Annotated in this window: 23 protein-coding genes; 11 read left to right on the top strand and 12 right to left on the bottom strand. The window is 71.0% G+C overall.

The features are described from left to right. Positions 1 to 30: 30 nt before the first annotated feature. Positions 31 to 918 (bottom strand): ATP-binding protein, encoded by an 888-nt coding sequence (locus tag miv_RS15380; protein WP_207177730.1) that lies wholly within the window; start codon positions 916 to 918, stop codon positions 31 to 33. 213 nt (positions 919 to 1131) lie between these two features. Here miv_RS15380 and yajC point away from each other — a divergent pair, with 213 nt between their 5' ends. The 5 genes from yajC to miv_RS15355 all read left to right on the top strand — a co-directional run bounded on the left by yajC (position 1132) and on the right by miv_RS15355 (position 5501). After that, the gene (yajC, locus tag miv_RS15375) at positions 1132 to 1461 is read left to right on the top strand and encodes a preprotein translocase subunit YajC (RefSeq protein WP_048425523.1); all 330 of its coding nucleotides are present in this window, start codon (positions 1132 to 1134) and stop codon (positions 1459 to 1461) included. A gap of 100 nt (positions 1462 to 1561) precedes the next feature. Further along, a complete protein-coding gene (gene secD / locus miv_RS15370; RefSeq protein ID WP_048425524.1) occupies positions 1562 to 3169 on the top strand; it encodes a protein translocase subunit SecD in 1608 nt (535 codons plus the stop codon). 106 nt (positions 3170 to 3275) lie between these two features. After that, on the top strand, positions 3276 to 4223 hold the full coding sequence (gene secF / locus miv_RS15365; RefSeq protein WP_048425525.1) for a protein translocase subunit SecF: 948 nt from the start codon (positions 3276 to 3278) through the stop codon (positions 4221 to 4223). Then, the gene (locus miv_RS15360; protein WP_244748537.1) at positions 4223 to 4627 is read left to right on the top strand and encodes an Mth938-like domain-containing protein; all 405 of its coding nucleotides are present in this window, start codon (positions 4223 to 4225) and stop codon (positions 4625 to 4627) included. Before secF ends, miv_RS15360 begins: the two co-directional genes overlap by 1 nt. Positions 4628 to 4634: 7 nt before the next feature. Continuing rightward, the gene (locus miv_RS15355) at positions 4635 to 5501 is read left to right on the top strand and encodes a phytoene/squalene synthase family protein (RefSeq protein WP_207177729.1); all 867 of its coding nucleotides are present in this window, start codon (positions 4635 to 4637) and stop codon (positions 5499 to 5501) included. Between the two features lie 218 nt (positions 5502 to 5719). Here miv_RS15355 and trmFO read toward each other — a convergent pair whose 3' ends face one another. The 6 genes from trmFO to miv_RS15325 all read right to left on the bottom strand — a co-directional run bounded on the left by trmFO (position 5720) and on the right by miv_RS15325 (position 14244). Beyond that, a complete protein-coding gene (gene trmFO, locus miv_RS15350) occupies positions 5720 to 7165 on the bottom strand; it encodes a methylenetetrahydrofolate--tRNA-(uracil(54)-C(5))-methyltransferase (FADH(2)-oxidizing) TrmFO (protein WP_207177728.1) in 1446 nt (481 codons plus the stop codon). 194 nt (positions 7166 to 7359) lie between these two features. Next, positions 7360 to 7509 carry a DUF1127 domain-containing protein gene (locus miv_RS15345; RefSeq protein WP_082172100.1) on the bottom strand — a complete coding sequence of 50 codons (150 nt, stop codon included), beginning with the start codon at positions 7507 to 7509 and terminating at the stop codon, positions 7360 to 7362. Positions 7510 to 7992: 483 nt separating this feature from the next. Next, on the bottom strand, positions 7993 to 8964 hold the full coding sequence (locus tag miv_RS15340; protein WP_048425530.1) for a S1C family serine protease: 972 nt from the start codon (positions 8962 to 8964) through the stop codon (positions 7993 to 7995). A gap of 210 nt (positions 8965 to 9174) precedes the next feature. Next, positions 9175 to 10179, bottom strand: coding sequence for a transporter family protein (locus miv_RS15335; RefSeq protein ID WP_058617865.1), 1005 nt, complete (start codon positions 10177 to 10179; stop codon positions 9175 to 9177). Positions 10180 to 10535: 356 nt separating this feature from the next. Beyond that, a complete protein-coding gene (gene uvrA, locus miv_RS15330) occupies positions 10536 to 13562 on the bottom strand; it encodes an excinuclease ABC subunit UvrA (protein ID WP_207183338.1) in 3027 nt (1008 codons plus the stop codon). 217 nt (positions 13563 to 13779) lie between these two features. Then, positions 13780 to 14244: an Lrp/AsnC family transcriptional regulator gene (locus tag miv_RS15325; RefSeq protein ID WP_207183337.1), complete on the bottom strand. Its 465-nt coding sequence runs from the start codon at positions 14242 to 14244 to the stop codon at positions 13780 to 13782. A 167-nt stretch (positions 14245 to 14411) separates the two neighbouring features. On the opposite strand from miv_RS15325, the gene miv_RS15320 reads away from it, so the two are divergent. Then, positions 14412 to 15422 (top strand): 1-aminocyclopropane-1-carboxylate deaminase, encoded by a 1011-nt coding sequence (locus miv_RS15320; protein WP_207183507.1) that lies wholly within the window; start codon positions 14412 to 14414, stop codon positions 15420 to 15422. A 345-nt stretch (positions 15423 to 15767) separates the two neighbouring features. On the opposite strand, the gene miv_RS15315 is transcribed toward miv_RS15320, so the two are convergent. After that, positions 15768 to 16703, bottom strand: a complete 936-nt coding sequence (locus miv_RS15315) for a LysR family transcriptional regulator (RefSeq protein WP_207183336.1) — start codon at positions 16701 to 16703, stop codon at positions 15768 to 15770. A 119-nt stretch (positions 16704 to 16822) separates the two neighbouring features. Next, positions 16823 to 17080 (bottom strand): hypothetical protein, encoded by a 258-nt coding sequence (locus miv_RS15310; RefSeq protein ID WP_207183335.1) that lies wholly within the window; start codon positions 17078 to 17080, stop codon positions 16823 to 16825. Positions 17081 to 17268: 188 nt separating this feature from the next. Between miv_RS15310 and aroQ the strand changes: the two genes are divergently transcribed. After that, positions 17269 to 17739, top strand: a complete 471-nt coding sequence (aroQ, locus tag miv_RS15305; RefSeq protein ID WP_058617869.1) for a type II 3-dehydroquinate dehydratase — start codon at positions 17269 to 17271, stop codon at positions 17737 to 17739. 134 nt (positions 17740 to 17873) lie between these two features. Next, entirely contained in the window at positions 17874 to 18257 is a 384-nt protein-coding gene (locus tag miv_RS33820) for a CsbD family protein (protein ID WP_048425537.1), read from the top strand. An 89-nt stretch (positions 18258 to 18346) separates the two neighbouring features. Here miv_RS33820 and miv_RS15295 read toward each other — a convergent pair whose 3' ends face one another. From miv_RS15295 to miv_RS15285, 3 genes are all read right to left on the bottom strand, one after another. Then, a complete protein-coding gene (locus miv_RS15295) occupies positions 18347 to 19138 on the bottom strand; it encodes an outer membrane protein (RefSeq protein WP_207183334.1) in 792 nt (263 codons plus the stop codon). A gap of 115 nt (positions 19139 to 19253) precedes the next feature. Further along, positions 19254 to 19469, bottom strand: coding sequence for a hypothetical protein (locus tag miv_RS15290; protein WP_207183333.1), 216 nt, complete (start codon positions 19467 to 19469; stop codon positions 19254 to 19256). Between the two features lie 16 nt (positions 19470 to 19485). Continuing rightward, entirely contained in the window at positions 19486 to 19695 is a 210-nt protein-coding gene (locus miv_RS15285; protein ID WP_207183332.1) for a hypothetical protein, read from the bottom strand. 158 nt (positions 19696 to 19853) lie between these two features. Here miv_RS15285 and miv_RS15280 point away from each other — a divergent pair, with 158 nt between their 5' ends. From miv_RS15280 to miv_RS15270, 3 genes are all read left to right on the top strand, one after another. Further along, positions 19854 to 20711: a DUF6502 family protein gene (locus miv_RS15280; RefSeq protein ID WP_048461554.1), complete on the top strand. Its 858-nt coding sequence runs from the start codon at positions 19854 to 19856 to the stop codon at positions 20709 to 20711. A gap of 11 nt (positions 20712 to 20722) precedes the next feature. Next, positions 20723 to 22060 (top strand): DUF5666 domain-containing protein, encoded by a 1338-nt coding sequence (locus tag miv_RS15275; protein ID WP_207183331.1) that lies wholly within the window; start codon positions 20723 to 20725, stop codon positions 22058 to 22060. Positions 22061 to 22295: 235 nt separating this feature from the next. Next, the gene (locus miv_RS15270; RefSeq protein ID WP_207183330.1) at positions 22296 to 23375 is read left to right on the top strand and encodes a lytic transglycosylase domain-containing protein; all 1080 of its coding nucleotides are present in this window, start codon (positions 22296 to 22298) and stop codon (positions 23373 to 23375) included. The last annotated feature ends 23 nt before the right edge of the window (positions 23376 to 23398 follow it).

The raw sequence follows: 23398 nt of genomic DNA, 5'->3' as shown, positions 1-23398 counted from the left end.
GCCGCGCGAGCGGCGCCCGGGTTGATCCCCTCAGTCGAGCCGCCGACCCAGCCGCCCGGCGAGATCCTGGATGTACTGGAACGCCGTGCGGCCCGAGCGCGCGCCGCGGGTGGTCGACCATTCGAGCGCCTCGGCCCGCAGCTGCTCGGGCGCGACCGTCAGGCCGTAGCGGGCGACATAGGCGTCGATCATCGCCAGGTACTCGTCCTGGCTGCACTTGTGGAAGCCGAGCCAGAGGCCGAAGCGGTCGGACAGCGAGACCTTCTCCTCCACCGCCTCGCCCGGGTTGATCGCGGTGGCGCGCTCGTTGTCGATCATGTCGCGGGCCAGGATGTGGCGCCGGTTCGAGGTGGCGTAGAAGATCACGTTGTCGGGCCGGCCCTCGATGCCGCCGTCGAGCACCGCCTTCAGCGACTTGTACGAGGTGTCGTCGGCATCGAAAGACAGGTCGTCGCAGAACACCACGAAGCGGTGCGGATCGGGGCGCAGCCATCCCATCAGGGCGGGCAGGCCTTCGATGTCCTCGCGGTGGATCTCGACGAGCTTGAGCGGCCGCTCCGGCCCCCGCGCGTTGATCTCGGCATGGACCGCCTTGACCAGCGACGACTTGCCCATGCCGCGGGCGCCCCACAGGAGCGCGTTGTTGGCCGGCAGCCCGCGGGCGAAGCGGTCGGTGTTGTCGAACAAGGTGTCGCGCACCCGGTCGATGCCGCGCAGCAGGCCCATCTCGACCCGGTTGACCCGCGGCACCGGCTGCAGCCGCCCCTCGGGCTGCCACACGAAGGCGTCGGCCGCCGCGAAGTCGGGGGCGGGGATCGCCGGCGGGGCGGCGCGCTCCAGGGCCGCGGCGATGCGCAGCAGCACGGGCATGAGGTCCGACGGGGAATCAGGAGCGGGGGAGGGCGTCTGGTCGGTCATCGGGGGGATGCAGGCTCCTTGCGCAGGGGCGGACGTGCGGGTGGCGCCTCTTAATCCCAAGGCACCGCGGACGAAAACCCGGTCGGATCGGACGGGGACGCACCCCACCCCGCAATTGCTTTCGGGTCGTCGGTGGCTATAGTCCGCGCGCTTTTGCAAGGCCGGCGGACACCCGCCCGGCCCGTTTTCGTCTTGTTTCGGGAGACCTCGAGAGTGATCACGCCCGCCTTCGCGCAGGGAGCCGGGGCGACCGGCGGCACGGACATCCTCGTGCAGGTCGTCCCCTTCATCCTGATCTTCGTGATCATGTACTTCCTGATCCTGCGCCCGCAGCAGCGCCGCGCCAAGGACCACCAGGACATGGTCAAGAACGTGCGCCGCGGCGACACGGTGGTGACCACCGGCGGCATCGTCGGCCGGGTCGCCAAGGTGACCGAGGCCCCGGAGATCGAGGTCGAGATCGCCCCGAACGTCCAGGTCAAGGTGGTCCGCACCATGATCGCCGAGGTCCGGGCCAAGGGCGAGCCGGTCAAGGCCGCCTGATCCCAGGCCGCCTGAACCTCGCTGACGCAGGGAGAGGCCCGGCCGCGAGCGCCGGGCCGCCCTATCTGACCTCCATTCGAGACCGGTTGGGACGCCGCGGATGCTCCGTATCTCCACCACGAAAGCCGTCGCGACGCTCGCCGTGATCCTGGTCGGCCTGATGCTCGCCGTGCCGAGCTTCTTCACGGCCGATCAGCGCAACGGGTTCATCAAGTCGCTGCCGTCCTGGTTCCCGACCTGGATCGTCCCGACCCGCGCCATCGTGCTCGGCCTCGACCTCCAGGGCGGCTCGCAGATCGTGCTGGAGGTCGACCGCAACGACCTCGGCCGCACGATGGCGCAAGGGCTGCGCGACGACGTGCGCCAGGCCCTGCGCGAAGCCGGCGTCCAGAATTACGGCGGCATCCAGCTCCAGCCCCGCGGCGTGCAGCTGCGCATCGCCGACGAGGCCGCCCGCGCCAAGGCGCTGCCGAAGCTCCAGGCCCTGTCGCAGCCCGTCACCGACGCCACCCTCGGCCAGACCGGTGCCCGCACCCTCGACGTGCGCGAGGAGCCGAACGGCCTGATCCAGCTCACCTACACCGATGCCGGCTTCAACGCCCGGGTGCGGCGCGCGGTCTCCCAGGCGATCGAGGTGATCCGCCGCCGCGTCGATCTCGGCGGCACCACCGAGCCGTCGATCCAGCAGCAGGGCGCCGACCGCATCCTGGTCCAGGTGCCGGGCCTCCAGGATCCCGCCCGCCTCGAGGAACAGCTCGGCAAGACCGCCAAGCTCGAGTTCCGCATGCTCGCCGACAGCCCGGCCGGCGACGTCGACATGCTGCCCTCCAAGGACGCCAACGGCCAGAAGGTGCCGGTGGAGCGCCGCGTCATGGCGGATGGCGCCGACCTGACCGACGCCCAGCCGGGCTTCGACCAGAAGTCGAACGAGCCGATCGTCAACTTCAAGTTCAACCTGCGCGGCGCCCAGAAATTCGGCCAGGCGACGAGCGAGAATGTCGGCCGCGCGATGGCGATCGTCCTCGACAACGAGGTCGTGTCGGCCCCCCGCATCCTGCAGCCGATCACCGGCGGCCAGGGCCAGATCTCCGGCCGGTTCACGGTGCAGCAGGCCAACGACCTCTCGGTGCTGCTGCGGGCCGGCGCCCTGCCGGCCAAGCTCACCGTGATCGAGCGCCGGACCGTCGGCCCGGGCCTCGGCCGCGATTCGATCGAGGCCGGCAAGCACGCCACCATCGTGGCGACGATCCTCGTCGTGGTGCTGATGTTCGCCGCCTACGGCGTGTTCGGCCTCTTCGCCAACATCGCGCTGCTGGTCCATGTCGGCCTGATCCTCGGCCTGATGTCGGTGCTGGAAGCCACCATGACCCTGCCGGGCATCGCCGGCATCGTGCTCACCATCGGCACCGCGGTCGATTCGAACGTGCTGATCTACGAGCGCGTGCGCGAGGAGGTGCGGGCCGGCCGCTCGATCCCCTCGGCGCTCCAGGCCGGCTTCGACCGCGCCTTCGCCACCATCGTCGATTCGAACTCCACCATGGCGATCGCCGCGGTGATCCTGTTCTTCATGGGCTCGGGGCCGGTGCGCGGCTTCGCGGTGGTGTTCATCCTCGGCATCCTGACCACGGTCATCACCGCCGTGACCCTGACCCGGATGATGATCGCCCTGTGGTACCAGCGCCTGCGGCCCAAGGTTCTCCCGATATGAAGACCCTGCCGATCTGATTTTTTTGCAGACGGGCGGCGATGAGCCGCCCGTCTCATGCGCTGCGCTCCGAGCGGGGCGCGCCGACACACCCCTTTCGAGACCGACGATGCGCCTCCTCCGCCTCTGGCCCGACGAATCCCACTTCGACTTCATGCGCCTGCGGCGCTTCAGCTTCCCGCTCTCGGCCTTCATCTCGGTCGCCACGGTGGTGCTGTTCCTGCAGGTCGGGCTCAATTTCGGCATCGACTTCAAGGGCGGCACGCTGGTCGAGTTGCGGCCCAAGGCCGGCGTCACCGCCGATGTCGGCGCGGTACGCCACACCGCCAACGATTTCGGCTTCGGCGAGACCGAGGTGCAGGAGCTCGGCCAGGGCTCGATCTCGGTGCGCTTCCCGCTCCAGGCCGGCGGCGAGACCGGGCAGACCCTCGTGATGCAGAAGGCGCATGCCGCCTTCGACAAGGATTACGCCTTCGACCGGGTCGAGACCGTCGGCCCCCGCGTTTCGGGCGAGCTGGTCCAGTCGGGCACGATCGGCGTCGTCCTGTCGGTCGTGGCGGTGCTGCTCTACCTGTGGTTCCGGTTCGAGCGCGAGCTGGCGCTCGGCGCCATCGTCGGCACCCTGCACGACATCGTCATCACGGTCGGCCTGTTCGTCATCACCCGGATCGAGTTCAACATGACGTCGATCGCCGCGATCCTGACGATCGTCGGCTACTCGTTGAACGAGACGGTGGTCGTGTTCGACCGCACCCGGGAGCTGATGCGGCGCTACAAGACCATGCCGACCGAGGAGCTGCTCAACCTCTCGATCAACTCCACCATGTCGCGCACCGTGATGACCGCTTTGTCGACCGCCCTGTCGCTGCTGGCGCTGGTTCTGTTCGGCGGCGAGGCGATCAAGGGCTTCTCGGTCGTGATGCTGGCCGGCGTGGTGATCTGCACCTACTCGGCGATCTTCGTCTCGACCCCGTTCCTGATCTATATCGGGCTCCAGGCCGGCGGCACCCGCTCGCAGGCGCGGGATCCTTCCAGCCTGAAGCAGGCGGCCGAGTAGTGGCCGGCGGGGGAGCCTCCGGGTCCGGGCGGCTGCACGACGGGTTCGTCCCGGGCCGCTACCCGATCGACACCTATGGCGGCGGCGGCTTCCGCTTCGCCGACATGTCGCATCGCGGCTCGATCCTGGTGCTGCCCTCGGGCGTGCGCGCCTGGGACGTGACCGACCCGGCCGGGATCACGCCGGAGAGCCTCGCGCCCCTCCTGGCCGAGGCCGGGGACGCGAACCTCCTGCTGCTCGGCACCGGATCCGAGATCGTGTTCGTGCCCGATTCCCTGCGCCGGCACCTGAAGCAGGCCGGGATCGGCCTCGACGTGATGCAGACCGGCGCGGCGGCGCGGACCTACAACATCCTGATGGCCGAGAACCGCAAGGTCGCGGCCGCCCTGATCGCGGTACCCTGAGATCATCATGAGCGAGGCCGAGCCCCGGGATCCGGCCTGGGCCTACGCCCATTGCGAGACCCTGGTCCGCGAGGGCGATCCCGACCGCTGGTACGCCAGCCTCTACGCCCCGGCCGAGAAGCGCCCGCATCTCCACGCGCTCGCCGCCTTCAGCCTGGAGGTGGCGCGGGTGCGGGAGGCCGTGTCGAGCCCCATGCCGGGCGAGCTGCGCCTGCAATGGTGGCGCGACGCGCTCCAGGGCGAGGCGCGGGGCGACGTGCGGGCCCATCCGGTCGCTGCCGCCCTCGACGACACCCTGGTCAAGGCGCGCCTGCCGCGCCAGCCCCTCGTCGATCTCGTCGATGCGCGCGTCTTCGATCTCTACGACGATCCGATGCCCTCGACGAACGACCTCGAGGGCTATTGCGGCGAGACCGCCTCCTGCCTGATCCGCCTCGGCAGCCTGATCCTGGCGGACGGCACGGAGCCCGGGGGCGCCGCCGCGGCCGGACATGCCGGCGTCGCCTACGCGGTGACCGGGCTGTTGCGGGCGTTGCCCTGGCACGCCCGCAGCGGCCAGGTCTACCTGCCGGCCGATGTGCTGAAGGCGCACGGCGTCACCCGCGAGGACATCGTGGCGGGCCGGGGCGGCCCGGGCCTCGCCGGCGCCTGCGCCGACCTGCGGGCGCTGGCCCGCCGGCACCTCGCCGCCTACGCGGCCGAGCGGGCGACGATCGCCGCCGTCGCGGCTCCCGCCTTCCTGCCGGTCGCGATGGTCGAGACCTACCTCAAGGCGATGGAGCGGCCGGGCTACGACCCGCTCTCGACCGTGATCGAGATGCCGAACTGGCGCCGGATCTGGCGGCTGTGGCGGGCGGCGCGATCCGTGCGATAACGCCCGCGGCAGTGTCTGTCCCTCGTCATGGATTGTCCCACCCCCGACCTCGTCCTGAGGTGCGCGTGAAACGAGCCTCGAAGGAGAGCTCCAGAACTCTCTGCGTTGTCTGGAGCCCTCCTTCGAGGCCTCCGCTTCGCTCCGGCACCTCGGGATGAGGTTGCGAGTGGGACGGGAGACGCGAAGGACATCTTTCGAATTCCTCCGCGGCTCATTGCCTACTCCGCCGCCTCGGCCGGCAACGGGGCCGGCGCCTCGCCGAGCCATTCGCCGAGGGCGGCCCGGGCCCGGTCGGTCATCGCCCGCTTCTTGGCCTGGGCCTTCTCGGAGCCGCGCAGGCGCTTGCCGTCCGGCGCCTTCGGGGCCCGGTCGAGGGGCGGGAAGAGGCCGAAATTCACGTTCATCGGCTGGAACGACCGCGGCTTGCCGGGCTCCTCGACGGAGAGGCCGTCATCGGAGACATGCCCGCCGGTGATGTGGCCGATGAGCGCCCCGAGCGCCGTCGTGACGGGCAGGGGCTCCAGCGCCCGGCCCTGGCGCTCGGCGGCGGCGAAGCGGCCGGCCATCAGGCCGATCGCCGCGCTCTCGACGTAGCCCTCGCAGCCGGTGATCTGGCCGGCGAAACGCAGGCGCGGCTCGGCCTTGAGCCGCAAGGTCGCGTCGAGGAGGCGCGGGCTGTCGAGATAGGTGTTGCGGTGCAGGCCGCCGAGCCGGGCGAACTCGGCATTCTCCAGGCCGGGAATCGTGCGGAAGACCCGCACCTGCTCGGCGTGCCGCAGCTTCGTCTGGAAGCCGACCATGTTGTAGAGCGTGCCGAGCGCGTTGTCCTGGCGCAGCTGCACGATGGCGTAGGCCTTCACCGTCGGGTTGTGCGGGTTGGTCAGGCCGAAAGGCTTCATCGGCCCGTGGCGCAGGGTCTCGGGACCGCGCTCGGCCATCACCTCGATCGGCAGGCAGCCGTCGAAATACGGGGTCGAGGCCTCCCATTCCTTGAACGAGGTCTTCTCGCCCTCGACCAGCGCCTGGATGAAGGCGGCGTATTGCTCGCGGTCGAGGGGGCAGTTGATGTAGTCGGCGCCGGTGCCGCCCGGCCCGACCTTGTCGTAGCGGGACTGGAACCAGGCCTTGCCCATGTCGATCGAGTCGCGGTGCACGATCGGCGCGATGGCGTCGAAGAAGGCGAGCGACTCGGCGCCGGTCAGCCCGCGGATGCCCTCGGCGAGGCCGGCGCCGGTGAGCGGGCCGGTCGCCACGATCACGCTGTCCCAGGAGGCCGGCGGCAACCCGTCGATCTCCTCGCGGGCGATGGCGACGTTCGGGTGCGCCTCCAACGCCGCGGTGACCGCGCGGCTGAAGCCCTCGCGGTCGACGGCGAGCGCGCCGCCGGCCGGTACCTGGTGGGCGTCGCCGCAGCGCATGATCAGCGAGCCGAGGCGGCGCATCTCCTGGTGCAGCAGCCCGACGGCGTTGAGCGCCGCGTCGTCGGAGCGGAAGGAGTTGGAGCAGACGAGCTCGGCGAGGCCGTCGGTCTGGTGGGCCTCGGTGCCGCGCAGGGGCCGCATCTCGTGCAGCACCACGGACAGGCCGGCCTCGGCGATCTGCCAGGCGGCTTCCGAGCCGGCGAGGCCGCCGCCGACGACGTGAATGGGATGGGATCCGGACATGACGCGGCATATCGGATCGGGTGCCGGGGATGCAACACCGCCGGAGCGCGGCGGATGGCGGGGCCCGGACAAGCGAACGCCCGCCGGAGAGGGCGGGCGCGCGAGACGATGGGTGGCCGATTGGCCTTCGATCGACTTGGGGTACTCGGTACGCGACTTGGATACGCTACGCGACTGGTACGCTCGGCGGGCGCTTACGCGACCGAGCGGGCGATGCCCTGGATCTCGAAGCGGCTGATGCCGAGATCGTCGAGCTCGCGGTCGGACAGACGCGACAGCTCGTGAACGGTCTCGCGGTAGCGGAGGTAAGCGCGGATCTTGCTGAGGATGAGGGAGACGAACATCGGTTTTGACCTCTGAGCAGGCACCCGGTGCGAACCGTTTCGGCACTAGCCGCCTGCTTCTGTTGCAACGCACCATATGGGAGTTGGCTGCCGTGGTGTGAGACGGGACTGCGTAAGCCAGCCATGCACGATTCACATGCAGCGCGCAGGGAATCGTCAAGAAACCGCGCTGCCCTCCGATTTGGCAGCACTCTGGCGCATGAATCGCAGTCTTTGCCGGAGTTTAGGCACTATGCTGCACGCGCGAAGAATGGGGCCCGTCGAGCGGTCGGACGGGTGCCTGCCCGTGCGGCATGCTCACCGGGACGGCATGCCGTGCCGCCTGAGTGTGCAGTGCCACAGACGCCCATCGCGAGCGCTGGCGGAGGGGAGGGGGACGGGACGGCCCGATGTCGGAAGGTCGGCCCCCGGCCGACGCATGGCTCTCGGCGGCGCGCGCCCGACTTCCGGGGACGATCGGCGGCCGTTCGCGCCGATCGGAACTCAGTGCAGCCGCGGCGTGACCAGGAAGGTCGAGCGATCGGCCGAGACCACCGGGATGCTGAGGGTCCGGCCGTCGCGATGCACGGTCAGGGGCACGGTGATGCCGGCCGGCCCCAGCGCCCAGACCGCGCGCAGGAAGCTCGCGAGGTCGGTGACGTCCGACTGCCCCACCGCCATCAGGATGTCGCCGGCCCGCAGGTCGGCGATCTCGGCCGGGGCGCGGGGGGAGAGGCCCATCACCACGACCTGATCGTCGATCTCGGTGGCGTAGAGGCCGAGCCAGGGCCGGGGCGGGCCCGAGACCCGACCCAGCGTCGTCAGGTCGGCCAGGATCGGCTTCAGCAGGTCGATCGGCACCGACATGTTGATCGGCCGGCCGTCGCGCCCGCTCTGTTGCAGCTGGAGCGAGCCGATGCCGGTGAGTTCGCCCGCCGGGCCGATCAGCGCCGCGCCGCCCCAATGCGGATGGGCGGGCGAGGTGAAGATCGCGTCGTCGAGGAGATATTCCCAGTAGCCGGCGAATTCCTGGACGGCGACCACCTCGGCGGCCACGGACCGGGAGCGGCCGCCCGCCCCGGCCATCACCAGCTTGTCGCCGATGCGCAGCGAGGCGGCGCTGCCGATCGGCAGGTGCGGCAGGTCGAGGGAACCCAGGGCCTGCACCAGGCCGAGCCCGGTGGCGGCGTCGTAGCCGACGACGTGGCCGGGCAGGGTGCGGCCGTCATGGGCGGTGAGCCAGATGGTCTCGGCTTCGGTGATGAGGTAGCCGATGGTCAGCACCAAACCGTCCTCGCCGATGACGACGCCGTTGCCGGCCCGCTCGGTCCCGAGAATCTCGGCCGTGTAGGCGCCGTCCGGCACCCGCGAGGACAGGGCGACGATCGCCGTCAGGGTCTGGTCGAGGTCGTACGAATAGGCCGCCGGGCGGGGCTGCACCGCGGAGGGGATCTTCCAGTCGCCGGGCGCCGCCATCATGGTCTCCTGCCGGGGCTCGGCGCCCCGCGCGTCGTGTCGTAGTGCGTCTTGGACCGGACGGTCCCGCCCGCACGGTTCCGTTATAGGTCGCAGGGCCCGGCCCGACAGGCGCCCGCAACGCAGAACGCCCGGCTCGGGAAGAGCCGGGCGCCGGACGGGCCTCGCACCGGCGAGGCGGATCGATCGTCCCGATCGGTCGGTTTTCGATCAGTACTTGCGGATGAGCGGGACCGGAGCCGGCTCGGGCGCCGCCGCCACGGTGTAGAGCGGGGCGACGACGCGGAACCAGCCCTCGGTCGAGTAGGCTTCGCGGTTGGTCGCGAGACCGGTGACCGGCGAGATCTGGCGGGCCGAGGTGGCGACGTCGCGGGCGACCCAGGCCTGGACCGAGAACTTGCCGAAATCGTAGCCGACGAGGCCGCCCAGCGCGAAGCGCCCGCCGCCGCCGCCCACCACCGTGCCGCAGCTGGCGAAGTTGCCGGCGCAGGGCGCGCCGAAGGCCAGCGGGCCGCGGTTCGGCAGGTTGGCGGTGCCGTAGCCGATGGCGCCGATCTCGAACTTGCCGAACTTCTTGGTCGCGGTGAGGTCGAGGTTGAGGGCGTCGGTCGGGAACTGGCTGCCGTAGAAGCCCGGGATCCCGTTGCGGCCGCTGAAGCGGGCCGGCGTGTCGTAGAAGTTGTAGGTCAGGTTGGCGGTGACGTTCCAGCCGTCGCCGGTGTAGCTGATGGCGAAGCCCTGGCGATAGGTGTTCGAGGCCAGGATCGGCAGGCCGCCGCCGCGGCCGGCATTCAGCTCGTTGAGGTACACGCCGGCGAGGTAGCTGACGCCGATGTTGTTCCCGAGATCCCAGGCGAAGATGCCGCCGACGAAGGTGCCGACGTTGATGCTGGTGTCGCGGCCGCCCGGCGCGCGGGAAAAGGTGAACACGGTCGGCGGCGCGACGGCCAGCTCGACGCGGGCGCCCAGAACCTTCCACGGGGTCGACCAGACCAGGACCGGGATGTTGACCGCGGTGTCGGTCGAGGTGAGGTTCGGGCCGTCCGGGCTGCGATAGGTGAACGTGTTGATCGCGTAGACGCCCTCGGGCAGCGGCGCGCCGATCGCCAGGCCGACCTGCTCGCCGGGCACCGTCGTCGTCTGCGCGTAGGATGCCGTCGCCGACATGCTGAGGGACAGGGCAGCCGCCCCCGCGGCGAGCCAATGCTTGACCATGAGATTTCCTTCCCAACCGCTCGCGAAGCAGGGCCCGCCGCTCATGCGTCGACATCGTGCGCTATACTTTGCGCACTTGGATCGACACCTCGCTTCGTACGGCCCCCGCCGGGTTGCGCAGTCTGAACGGGATAATCTTCCAACAGCCACGCTCGGAGCGCCAGCCCTTTGCTCATCCGCGACGCAGCGGCTGCGCAGGCGTTGCGCAAATGACGCATTTCCGTCACATGCCGGGACGGCTGCATTGCGCCGTTACAGAGACGCTTTTCGGAACGAAAACACCCGCTTGGTGCAGTGCACAGGCCGTTTCGCGACCTCCGAAGCATCGCTTCGCGGGTGTTTTTCGTCTCGTTGCCTTACTCGGCGGCCTGCTTGCCGGGGGTCTTCTTGCCGGAAGTCGTCTTGCCGGGCGGGCGCTTGCCGGCCGCAGCCTTCTCGGCCGTCGGCTTCCGTGCGGGCAAGGCCGGGCGCCGGGCCAGGACCTCGCGCAAGAAGCGCCCGGTATGGCTCGCCGCCGATTCGGCGATCTCTTCCGGCGTACCCTGCGCGACGATGACCCCGCCGCCGTCGCCACCCTCGGGGCCCATGTCGATCACCCAGTCGGCGGTCTTGATGACCTCGAGGTTGTGCTCGATCACCACGACGCTGTTGCCCTGGTCGACGAGTTCGTGGAGCACCTCCATCAGCTTGGCGACGTCGTGGAAATGCAGGCCGGTGGTCGGCTCGTCGAGGATGTAGAGGGTGCGGCCGGTGGCGCGCTTCGACAGCTCCTTCGACAGCTTCACCCGTTGCGCCTCGCCGCCCGAGAGCGTGGTCGCCTGCTGGCCGACCCGGACATAGCCGAGGCCGACCCGGGCCAGGGTCTCGAGCTTTTCGCGGATCACCGGCACGGCTTTGAACAGCTCGGCCGCCTCCTCCACCGTCATGTCGAGCACGTCGGCGATCGAGCGCTCGCGGTACTTCACCTCCAGGGTCTCGCGGTCGTAGCGCTTGCCCTTGCAGACGTCGCAGGTGACGTAGACGTCGGGCAGGAAGTGCATCTCGATCTTGATGACGCCGTCGCCCGAGCAGGCCTCGCAGCGGCCGCCCTTGACGTTGAACGAGAACCGGCCGGGCTGGTAGCCGCGGGCCTTGGCCTCGGGCAGGCCGGCGAACCAGTCGCGGATCGGCGTGAAGGCGCCGATATAGGTGGCGGGGTTCGAGCGCGGGGTCCGGCCGATCGGCGACTGGTCGATGTCGATGACCTTGTCGAGATGCTCCAGCCCCTCGATCCGGTCGTGCGGCGCCGGATGCTCCAGGGCGCCGTTGAGCTTGCGCGCCACCGCCTTGTAGAGCGTGTCGACGACGAGCGTCGACTTGCCGCCGCCGGACACCCCGGTGATGCAGGTGAAGGTGCCGAGGGGGATCTCGGCGGTCACGTTCTTCAGGTTGTTGCCGCGTGCGCCGACGAGGCGCAGCATCTGCGGCGTGGGCGCCCCGCCCTTGGTCGCGGCGGGAACCGTCTTCGCCGTCCGGCGCGTCCTGGGCACCCGCACCGACAGGGCGCCGGTGAGGTACTTGGCGGTCAGCGAGTTCGGGTCGGCCAGCAGCTCGGGCGGCGTCCCCTGCGCCACGATCCGCCCGCCATGGATGCCGGCGCCGGGGCCGACATCGACGACGTAATCGGCCTGGAGGATCGCGTCCTCGTCGTGCTCGACCACGATGACCGAGTTGCCGAGATCGCGCAGGCGCTTGAGCGTGCCGAGCAGCCGCTCGTTGTCGCGCTGGTGCAGGCCGATCGAGGGTTCGTCGAGGACGTAGAGGACGCCGGTCAGACCCGAGCCGATCTGCGAGGCGAGCCGGATGCGCTGGCTCTCGCCGCCCGACAGCGAGCCCGAGCCGCGGGCGAGCGTGAGGTATTCGAGACCGACATCGACCAGGAAGGTCAGCCGGTCGCGGATCTCCTTCAGGATCCGGGCCGCGATCTCGTTCTGCTTCGCGCTCAGGTGCCCGGGCAATTCGCCGAACCACCGGTGGGCGTCCCGCACCGACAGCACCGTGGCGTCGCCGATGTCGAAGCCGGCGATCTTGACGGCCAGGGCCTCGGGCTTCAGGCGCTTGCCGCCGCAGGCCGAGCACGGCGTCTCGGACATGAACCGGCCGATCTCTTCCCGGGCGGTGTCGCTGTCGGTCTCCTTGTAGCGCCGCTCCAGGTTCGGGATCACGCCCTCGAACGGCTTCGAGACCTCGTAGGCGCGCAAGCCGTCATTGTAGGCGAAGCGGATCTCGTCGCCGTCCGAACCGTAGAGCACCACCTGTCGGGCGGCCTCGGTCAGCTTCGACCACGCCACGTCGGTGCGGAAGCGGTAGTGCCGCGCCAGGGCTTCCAGGGTCTGGCCGTAATAGGGCGAGGTCGACTTCGCCCAGGGTGCGACGGCGCCGCGCGACAGGCTCAGGGCCTCGTCGGAGATGACGAGCGTCGGGTCGATCCGCATCTCGTGGCCGATGCCGCCGCAGGTCGGGCAGGCGCCGAAGGGGTTGTTGAAGGAAAAGAGCCGGGGCTCGATCTCGGGAATCGTGAAGCCGGAGACCGGGCAGGCGAAGCGCGACGAGAAGGTGATCGGCTCGGGGGACGCGCCGTCCTCGGGCGCATCCGCGAACGACACGACCGCGATGCCGTCGGCGAGCTCCAGCGCGGTCTCGAACGAATCGGCGAGCCGCGAGGCCATGTCGGCCCTCACCACGATCCGGTCGACCACCACGTCGATGTCGTGCTTGAGCTTCTTGTCGAGCTTCGGCACGTCGTCGATGGCGTAGTACTCGCCGTCGATGCGCAGGCGCTGAAAGCCCTTCTTCTGGAACTCGGCGATCTCCTTGCGGTACTCGCCCTTGCGGCCGCGCACCACCGGGGCCAGCAGGTAGAGCCGGGTTTTTTCGGGGAGCGCCAGCACCCGGTCGACCATCTGGCTGACGGTCTGGCTCTCGATCGGCAGGCCGGTGGCCGGGGAGTACGGGATGCCGACCCGCGCCCAGAGCAGGCGCATGTAGTCGTAGATCTCCGTGACGGTGCCGACCGTCGAGCGCGGGTTCTTCGAGGTGGTCTTCTGCTCGATCGAGATCGCCGGCGACAGCCCGTCGATCTGGTCGACGTCGGGCTTCGACATCATCTCGAGGAACTGGCGCGCATAGGCCGAGAGCGATTCGACGTAGCGGCGCTGCCCCTCGGCATAGATGGTGTCGAAGGCGAGCGACGACTTGCCCGAGCCCGACAGGCCGGTGAACACCACCAGCTTGTCGCGGGGGATCGTCAGGTCGACGTTCTTGAGGTTGTGCTCGCGGGCGCCCCTCACCGAGATCACGCGGGTCTCCGCGGAACGGTCGAAGAGCTTGTCGAGAGAGGCCATGCGGGAGGGCTCCGGGCCGCCAGCGACGGAGCGCGGCCAGGCTTGATGGGACCGGGGACCGGCCGGGAGCCCGCGGGGACGAGAACCCTGACGACCGTGATGGTGACCAGATGGGGCCGCCCAGACGGATGACCAGATGGGGCTCCCGGGGCGGGGCTCCGGGCAAGTCTTCGTTGACGAATAGAACAAACTGCGTACAGCGGCAACCGCCGCGATCTCACAGGCTGAGCGGCGCGTTGTCGACCACCTCCTTCATGACGAAGAAGGTCCGGGTCTGGCGCACGCCCGGCAGGGCGATCAGGGTCTCGCTGTGCAGCCGGTTGAAGTCGGCCATGTCGGAGACGCGGATCTTGAGGAAGTAGTCGAAGTCGCCGGCGACGAGGTGGCAGTCGAGCACCGTCGGCATGGCGAGCGCCGCCGCCTCGAAGGCGGAAAAGCTCTCGGGCGTCGAGCGGTCGAGCACCACCCCGACGAGGACCAGGGAGCCGCGCCCGACCTTCTCGGGCGCCACCACGGCGCGGACACCCCGGAGATACCCTTCGTCGAACAGGCGCTGGGTGCGGCGGTGGCAGGTCGCCGGACTGGTGTTCACGCGCTTGGCGAGCTCGGCATTGCCGATGCGGCCATCCTCTTGCAGCAGACGGAGAATTTTCAGATCGATGCGGTCGAGGCCACCGGCCATGAAAGATCCTTCCGTCTCACGGCTCCTGCGTGATCGGCTCTAGCACAGGATGTCGGCTCTTGCCTCGTTTCGTTGCATCGACATGGGCAAGTTCGAGAGCACCTTTCACCGGATCACGGTTATGATTGGAGCGGCTTCCACACAGGACCCCGGCGATGATTCCTTCGATGCTGTCGCAGTTCGAGCGCTACCCCCTGACGTTCGGGCCGACCCCGATCGAGCACCTGCCGCGCCTGACCGCGCATCTGGGCGGCGACGTGCAGATCTACGCCAAGCGCGACGACTGCAATTCGGGTCTCGCCTATGGCGGCAACAAGCTGCGCAAGCTCGAATACATCGTGCCGGACGCGATCGCCTCGGGCGCCGACACCCTGGTGTCGATCGGCGGCGTGCAGTCGAACCACACCCGCATGGTGGCGGCGGTGGCGGCCAAGATCGGCATGAAGTGCCGGGTGATCCAGGAAGCCTGGGTTCCGCACGAGGATGCGGTCTACGACCGGGTCGGCAACATCATGCTGACGCGGATCATGGGCGCCGAATCGCAGCTCGTCGACGAGGGCTTCGACATCGGCATCCGCGACAGCTGGAAGCAGGCGATCGAGGACGTGAAGGCCAAGGGCGGCAAGCCCTACGCGATTCCCGCCGGCGCCTCGGTGCACAAGTTCGGCGGCCTCGGCTATGTCGGCTTCGCCGAGGAGGTGCGCCGCCAGGAGGCCGAGATGGGCCTCCACTTCGACTATATCGTCGTCTGCACCGTCACCGGCTCGACCCATGCCGGCATGCTGGTCGGCTTCTCGGCCGATGGCCGGGCCCGCAACGTCATCGGCATCGACGCCTCCTGCACCCCGGCCCAGACCAAGGCGCAGGTGCTGGAGATCGCCCGCAACACCGCGGCCCTCATCGGGGCCGGAGAGATCGTCGCCGACGACGTGGTGTTGAAGGAAGACTACGCCTACCCGGTCTACGGCGTGCCCTCGAAGGAGACCGTCGAGGCGATCCGCCTCGCCGCCCGGCTCGAGGCGATGATCACCGACCCGGTCTACGAGGGCAAGTCGATGCAGGGCATGATCGACCTCGTGCAGAAGGGCTTCTTCCCGAAGGGCTCGAAGGTGCTCTACGCCCATCTCGGCGGTGCGCCGGCACTCAACGGCTACAGCTACACGTTCCGCAACGGGTGAGGGGGTCGGGGTTCGTTCGACACGTCACCGGTCGTTTCGCGGACCCCGGATCGTCCCTCCTCGATATCATCCCGGGCTCGACGGCGAGAGCCCGGGATTCGGACCGGCGGATGCCTCAGGAGGGAGCGGACGGCCTGCCGCATCGTTCTCCCCGATCGGAGTCTTCGCGATTCCGCCTCCGCCGGGCAGCCTGGGATAGGCCCGGAGAACGACGTCTCGTCGTGGAACGCAGCGCGACCATCGCGAGATCATTCTCCGCTGGGGCAGGCACCGAGCCGCTCGAGAAAACTCAAAACACTCGGAGATCCAGCGCAGAATCCGGCTGCAACGCGATCGGGCGCTGTCCTACCGGTCGTCCGCCCAATCATCTCGCGCTCGCTCCGTCGCCAGCGCCGGCGCGCCGAACCACTGCGCCCGCATCGCCTCGCGCAGGAGCGCGCCGACCGCCGGGGCGTGCGGCCGGCCGCGGACGGTGACGAGGGCGACCTCGCGCCAGAAGTCCGGCTCGACCAGCGGCCGGGCGACCACGCCGGGATGCGTGACGCAGGAGCGCGGCATGAAGCCGAAGCCGAGCCCGGACGCGATCATCGCCAGGATCCAGTCGTCGCGCTCGCTCCGGTAGATCGTCTCGCAATCGGTGCACCCCTGCGCCTCCCAGACCGGGCCGACGGTGCCGCGGAACTCGCAGTTGAGGCGGTGGACGTAGTGCTGGCCGTTGAGGTCGCGGGGGCGGACCGCGTCGAGGGCGGCGAGCGGGTGGGCGGCTGCCACCGCGATCACCATCGGCTCGCGAAACAGGGGGAGGTGGTGCAGGCGGGCATCGGGCTCGCGGCCCGGCAGGCAGTAGAGCGCTACCTCCAGGCTGCCCGCCAGCAGGCGCTCCTCCAGTGCGCTCGCGCTCGCATCGACGATGTCGAGTTCGAGGTCCGGGTGCCGCGCCCGCAGGCCCCCGATCAGCCCGATCAGGGCATCGGGCTGGATCGTGCACATCACCCCCAGCGTCAGGCGGGTGCGGCGCTGGCGGCCGAAGGCGCGGGCCTCGGCCTGCGCCGCCTGCGCCTTGGCGTAGACCTCCTCGAGGTAGGGCCGCACGGTGCGGCCGAGCTCGGAGAGCCGCGTGCCGGTGCGCTCGCGGTGAAACAGCGCCCCGCCCAGCTCCTCTTCCAGGAAGTGGATCGCCCGGGTGAGGGAGGGCTGGGTGACGTGGCAGGCCTGGGCCGCGCGGGTGAAGTTATGCTCCTCGCACAGGGCCAGGAAGTAGCGGATCTGGTGCATTTCCATGGTCGCCCTCCGCAGCGAGCCTCCAGTCCGGGAGCCCCGGCACCGCGGGGACGGATGAAGCTAACACCGCGGGGGCGGAGCGGAAACGCGACCGTGACGGGCCGGTGCGGGCGCGCACGTCAGCACCACGGACACGAGCGCCAGGCCGGGGGATCGGAGGGCCGGGACGGCTCGAACGGACGGGCCGTCGCGCGGGGAGCCCGGATCGGCGCCGCGCGCAGGCCGAGGTCGTCGTAGCCGGTGTAGCGCGGCGGTGCGGGCATCGTGGTGACGATGGCGGCCCCACGGCTTTCCGGGTGCAGAAGCGACTGCGTCCAGGCCTGGGCGGAGGTCGAGAGGGCGGCGAGCACGGCGCCGGCGAGGAGAAGGTGGCGCATCGGAGGATGTCCCTTCGCGGGAGGGGGCGGGATGCCCCCGGTCGAAGAGGATCATCGTCCCGGCGGTCCCCCGCGGGCCAATGCCGTTCGCCTATCGTGGCGATGCCGTCCGGCTCTCGCGGCGGTTGACGCGGGGCGGCGGACCGGCGCCTAACGCCGTGTCCTCATGCCCCGCGAAGGAGCCCGCCATGAGCCTCGAATCGCGTCTTGAATCGAGCCGCCTCGTCTACGTGCTGAACGGCCCGAACCTGAACCTGCTCGGCAAGCGCCAGCCGCACATCTACGGCAGCGAGACGCTGGCCGACGTCGAGGCGTCGTGCCGGGCGCTCGCGACCGAGCTCGGCCTCGAGATCCGCTTCCACCAGTCGAACCGCGAATACGAGATCATCGACTGGATCCACGAGGCGCGCGAGACCGCCGGCGGCCTCGTCATCAACCCGGCCGCCTTCACCCACACCTCGGTGGCGATCCTCGACGCGCTGAACGCCTTCGACGCCCCGGTGATCGAGGTCCACATCTCGAACGTGCACAAGCGCGAGGCCTTCCGCCACCATTCCTACGTCTCGCTGCGGGCCGACGGGGTGATCGCGGGTCTCGGCACGCAGGGCTACGGGCTGGCCCTGCGCCGGCTCGCCCAGCTCATCGCCGCGAAGGCGTGAGCGATGGGCCGGGCCGGAACGGAGGTCGGGCCGCATACCGGTATCCGGCGGCCCGATCTGGTACCGGGGCACCATTGCCCGAACCGCGGCGGCCGGTATGACCGCGCTCCCCTGAAACAGACGGGATTTCCCGCATGAGCAGCATCCGCAAACCGACCCTCCTAAGCAGATTTCGCCGAAGTGGACACCGGTTCGGCGGCAAAAATCTGCGACAAGACAAGAGCCTAAGCGGGCGAAGCGTTGGCCTGCCAACGCAAGTCTGCTTAGGCGCCGTCCTGGGTCTTGCCCTCGCCGCTGCGGGCCCGGCCCTCGCCGACGACACGCCGACGACGGCGGGTGCCGTCGACCGACTGAAGGGGTTGGCGAACGAGGCGGTCGGCAGCGCCAAGCGCGGCGTCGGCAACCTGACCGAGGACGAGGCGCTGAAGGCCGAGGGGCGCGAGCAGAAGCTCCGGGGCCAGGCGCAGCAGGAGCGCGGCAAGGCCAAGGACACCATCGAGAACGCGCTCGACAAGTAGGGTCCGCACATACCCGGAGAGCTCCGGACGGCATCGGGGACGATGCTCCCGCATCGCCCCCGAGACTCCTCGACCGCTGCCTGCTGGGGTCAGTTGGTCGAGAACCGGTAGTTCAGGCCGGCCCGCACCACACCGAAATCCATCTTGGGCCGGCCCAGCCCGTAATAGGCCGTGGTGGCGGTGTCGTAGACGAGGCCGCCGCTGCCACCATTGCGGTCGAGGCTGACGTAGAGCGCCTCGATCCGGGCGCTCAGCCGCTCGGTGATGGCGTATTCGACGCCGCCGCCGGCGGTCCAGCCGGTGCGGAAGGTGCTCGGCAGCGTACCGGTATAATATGAGGCGGTGGACGGCGTGCTGCCCCCACCATAGGCGAAGCCGCCGGTGCCGTAGACGAGGAAGCGGTCGAAGGCGTAGCCGATCCGGCCGCGCACCGTGCCGAACCAGTCGAGGCTCGGACCGATATCGGTGAAGGTCGTCGTGCCGACGAGTCCGCTGCGGGGCCGCCCGAAGGTGGTGCCCTGGATGTCGGCCTCGGCGCCGATCACGAAGCCGGAGCCCGGCGTGAACTGGTAATTGTAGCCGATCTGGCCGCCGCCGACGAAGGCGGCGTCGCGGCTGCCGGGCGTCACCGTGCCGTAGGTCGCGTCCGTGAAGGTGCCGCCCTCTCCGCCGAAGCCGGCGCCGGCATTCACACCGGCATAGAACCCGGTCCAGGTGAAGACCGGGACGGGGGTGAAGGCCGGCGGCGGGGCCGCCCGGCGCGGCAGGTCCGCCGCGAGGGCCGGCGCGGCGAGTGCCAGGGGGCCTGCAACGGCGGCCGCGAGCCCGGCCGCGAGGGCGAGCGCGCCGGGAAGGCCGAGCGCTTCGGTCGATCTGATCATGGAGTGAGCCGTCTGTGAATCGTCGGCGGGATGCCGGGGAGTCGAGCCGGGGCGACGGGGCCGTCCGGGCTTGCTGGTCGTCGGCCGGCGAGAAGGCCGGCGGGTCCGAACCCGATCAGAGGTTCTGGACGATGCAGATCGCCTGGAGGGCGACCATCAGGATCGCGCCGCCGATGACGAGGCAGAGGGCGGCGAGGATCACGGCGTCGCCGCCATCGGCCGGCTCGCGCCGGGAGCGGAGGGCGGGGGACACCTCCTCGATCTCCGGGGCCGGAAAGGCGCGACCGAGGGGAGGGGAGCGACTCTGGTCGCCGCGCAGGGCTTCGAGCATGGGAGGCGGTCCTTCGTCAGCGGGGCCGGGAGAGGGCGGGCGCCGGGTGGGCGAGGTCGGCGAGCGTCGCGGCGGCGACCGGCAGGCCGAGGCCGGCGATGAGCACGAGGCTGCGCACCAGCATCGCCACCGGCAACCGCGGCGCGGGCCGGCGGCGCCGGGCGACGTCGATCCGGATCGCCTCGGGAGCGGCGGCGCGGCACAGGAGAGGGAGGGGGTGGGCCATCGGGGTTCCCTGCAGCTGATCCTGTGGCCGCTCCCGGCGTGGGAAATCCGACCACGACGGCTTTTTATGTGGGCAAATTTCCCACGTCAACGGCGAATCGCGAGTTGCCGGAGTCTCGTGGGATTGTGTCCCACGACAGCTTCGCTACAACGACCGTGATGTCAGAGCCGATTCAGAGAGTGCCGCCGGATGCCGGCGCGTTGCAGGCCCCGCTCGCCCGCCTGCTGCGCCCGCTGGTGCGGCTGTTCGTGCGCAGCGGGATCACCTTCCCGGCGCTGACGGACCTGTTGCGCGAGCTCTACGTGAACGTCGCCGAGTACGATTTCGCGCTGCCCGGCAAGGACCAGACCGACAGCCGGGTGAGCCTGCTCACCGGCATCCACCGCAAGGAGGTGCGCCGCCTGCGCGGGGCCGGCGCGCCGGTGAGCGCGGTGCCGGCCGCGGTCTCGCGCACCAGCCGCATCATCGCCCGCTGGATCGCCGCCCCCGAATTCACCGAGGCCGACGGCCGCCCGCGCCCGCTGCCGCGGGCGGCCGAGACCGGGCCGTCCTTCGAGAGCCTGGTCGCCTCGGTGACCCGGGACCTGCGCCCCCGCGCGGTGCTCGACGAGTGGCTCGACCGCGGCCTCGTCACCCTGGATGCCGAGGAGCGCATCGTGCTCGCCGAGGCCGCCTTCGTGCCGAGCGGCGGCGGCAGCCAGCAGCTCTACTATTTCGGCCGCAACCTGCACGACCACATCGCCGCGTCGGTCGCCAACATCCTGGACGAGAAGCCGCGCTTCCTCGAGCGTGCCGTGCACTACGACGGGCTCTCGCCGGCCCTGGCGCGGCGGCTCGAGCTGCGGGCGCGGGAGATCGCCATGGAGGCGCTGCAGCAGGCCAACCGCGAGGCGCATGCGGCCTGCGAGACCGATCCGGGCGGCGAGGCGCGCTGGAACTTCGGCATCTACATCTACGCCGAGGATGCGCCACGGCCCGTCCCGGCGGCCGTTCCGCCGGAGAAGGGCGCGCCGTGAGGACCCGGCCCGTGCGACACCCGTCCCGCTCCGCGTCCCTGTCCCGGCGCGGCCTGCTGCGTCTGCTCTCGGGAATCGGCTGGCTCGCCGCCGCCGGGCCGGCGGGGGCGGCGGGCGACAAGATCCTCGACCAGGGCATCGGCGGCACCGGCATCCGTCCGGGCCCCGACGACGAGGGCGACCGCGGCATCGGCGGCACCGGCGTCGTCGGCACCATCCGGGGCTTCGGCAGCATCATCGTCAACGACCTGCGCATCGCCTACCCGCCCGAGGTGCGGGTGACGATCGACGGGCGCCCGGCCCGGGTCGACGACCTGCGGGTCGGCCAGGTGGTGCGGACCCTCGCGGTCGGGGGAGAAGGCGCCCTGTCCACCGCCGGCATCGCGGTGATCCACGAGGTGGTCGGCCCGGTCCAGCGCGCCGCGCCCGACCGGCTGACGGTGCTCGGCCAGTCGGTCGTCACCGCGGGCCTGCCGCCCGAGATGCCGCGGCCGCGGGTCGGCGAGCGGGTGGCGGTGAGCGGCCTGAGGCGGCCGGACGGCAGCATCGCGGCGAGCCGGATCGACCCGGCGGGGAGCGCGCCCGATCTCGTCGCCGGCCCGGTGCGGCGCGGCCCCGCCGGAGCCTTGCGCATCGGCAACCTGCCGCTCGCCGGCCTCGATCCGGCGCTCGCCGGCGGGCGGGCGGTGGCGGAGGGCAGCCTGACCGGCGGCCGGCTCGCCGTGGCGCGGGCGGTGCCGGCGAGCGAGCCGTTCGGCGCCGAGGCGCGGCGCCTCTCGATCGAGGCCTACGTCACCCGGGAGGGCGGGGGCTTCCGCACCGGCGCCGGCTACGCGGTGACCGGAGGGGGCGGCCTCGTCCCGGCCGGGGGCGGGCTCGCCATCCTCGACGGCCGCACCGGGCGGGGCGGCCGGATCGACCTCGACGGCCTGCGGCTCCGTCCCGACCCGGCCGGACGGGAGACGGGACGGGATGGAAGCCCCGGCCGGGCCGGCCCGGGTCGGGCCGGTCCCAAGGGCTCGCCCGGCCAGCGCCCCGGCGGCGGGCACGGGAGCCCGGGCGGGCGGCCCGGCGGCCCCGGCGGCGAGCGGCCCTTCGGCGGTCGCGAGGGCGGACGCCCCGGCCGCGGCGAGATCGACATGCGGATGCCGGGTACCGAAGGACCGGGCCGCTTCGGCGGCCAGGGCGGCGTCGGGGGGCCGGGCGGACCCGGCGGGTTCGGTCGTCCGGGTGGCGAAGGGCCCAGTGGGGGCTTCGGCGGGGGAGGCTTGGGAGGAGGAGGCTTCGGTGGCGGCGGTTTCGGGGGAGGAGGCCCGGGAGGGGGCTTCGGCGGCGGCGGGCGGCGCTGAGGCCGAATCGGCCGCCCGGCCGCTGTCGGTCCGGCGTTCCACGGGCGCGCAAAAGACGCCGTTCCTGTGCCTGCCGCGCCACACCGCACCGCGAAACTCCGCCGTTTTCCGGTGGAGTTAACGGCCAAGTTCGGCCTCGGAACGGCCAAGTCTCTTTCCCGCCGCATTTGAAACGGAGCAGGATGAGCCTTCCCGTCGGTGCGGCAGCGCACCGGCTCCCTCCAGCAGGTCCTGCATGCGCAAGCACCTCTTCGTCGCCGTCGCCGTCGCGACGCCGCTCCCGGCTTTGGCCCAGGTGAGCCCCGTTCGCGACAACATCGACGCGCTGATCGAGGCGCATGCCAAGGCCAACGGTGTTCCGGCGAGCTTCATCCACCGGGTGGTGAAGCGGGAGAGCGGCTACAATCCCCGCGCGGTCGGCCGCGGCGGCGCGATGGGCCTGATGCAGATCAAGCACGGCACCGCGCGGGCGCTGGGCTATAGCGGCCCGGCCTCCGGCCTGCTCGACGCCAAGATCAACCTGACCTACGGCGTCGCCTACCTCGCCGGTGCCTACAAGACCGCCCACGGCAACGAGGCCCAGGCCTACAGCTACTACGCCCGCGGCTACTACTACGCCGCCAAGCGCGCCGGCATCCGCACCGACGTGGCCGAGCTCGAGGCGCCGCCGGTCCGCGAGGTCTCCGCGCCGGCCAATCCCCTCGGAAAGTTCCTCTCGAACGTGTTCGGCGGCCGGCCGGCGGCCACGACCGCCACCGCCTCCGCCGACCCGTCGGTCGCCGCCCTCTCGACGGCGCTCGCCCCGACCGGCTCGACGACGCAATACGTCCTGCCGCCGCCCACCACCGCCCCGCAGCAGGTCGCCTCGGCGGCGTTCCAGCCGACGACGGCCCAGGCGCAGGCGCCCTCGCAATACCAGCTGCCGGACCTGCCCGAGCCGGTCGTCAAGGTGCCGCTGCCGCCGGTCCGCCCCGCCTCCCTGGCCTTCCACGCCGCCCCCGAGCCGGTCCAGGGCGCCGCCCTGGCCTATGCCGGCAACGCCGCCGCCACCCCGCCCTTCCCGACCTCCGGCCAGACGATCAGCCTCGCGGCCGCCGCCCCCGGCCAGTCGGCGCCGGTCCCGGCGCCCGCGACGACCACGGTGGCCGCCCTCGAGCCGGCGGCGGCCCCGGCGGAGGACGCCAAGCCCGCGACGCCGATGCCGCCGCGTCGCCCGGTGGAGTTCCGCCACTTCGTCCTGCGCAAGCCCGCGCCCCCGGTGCCGCAGACCGCCGCCGCGACCCCCGAGCCGGCGGCGACCGCCGTCAGCCAGTAATCCGGCGGCCCGGCGCCGGGCCG

Source organism: Methylobacterium indicum (assembly GCF_017347565.1).
Lineage (GTDB): Bacteria > Pseudomonadota > Alphaproteobacteria > Rhizobiales > Beijerinckiaceae > Methylobacterium > Methylobacterium indicum.
This window is presented reverse-complemented; position numbering and strand designations above follow the sequence as displayed.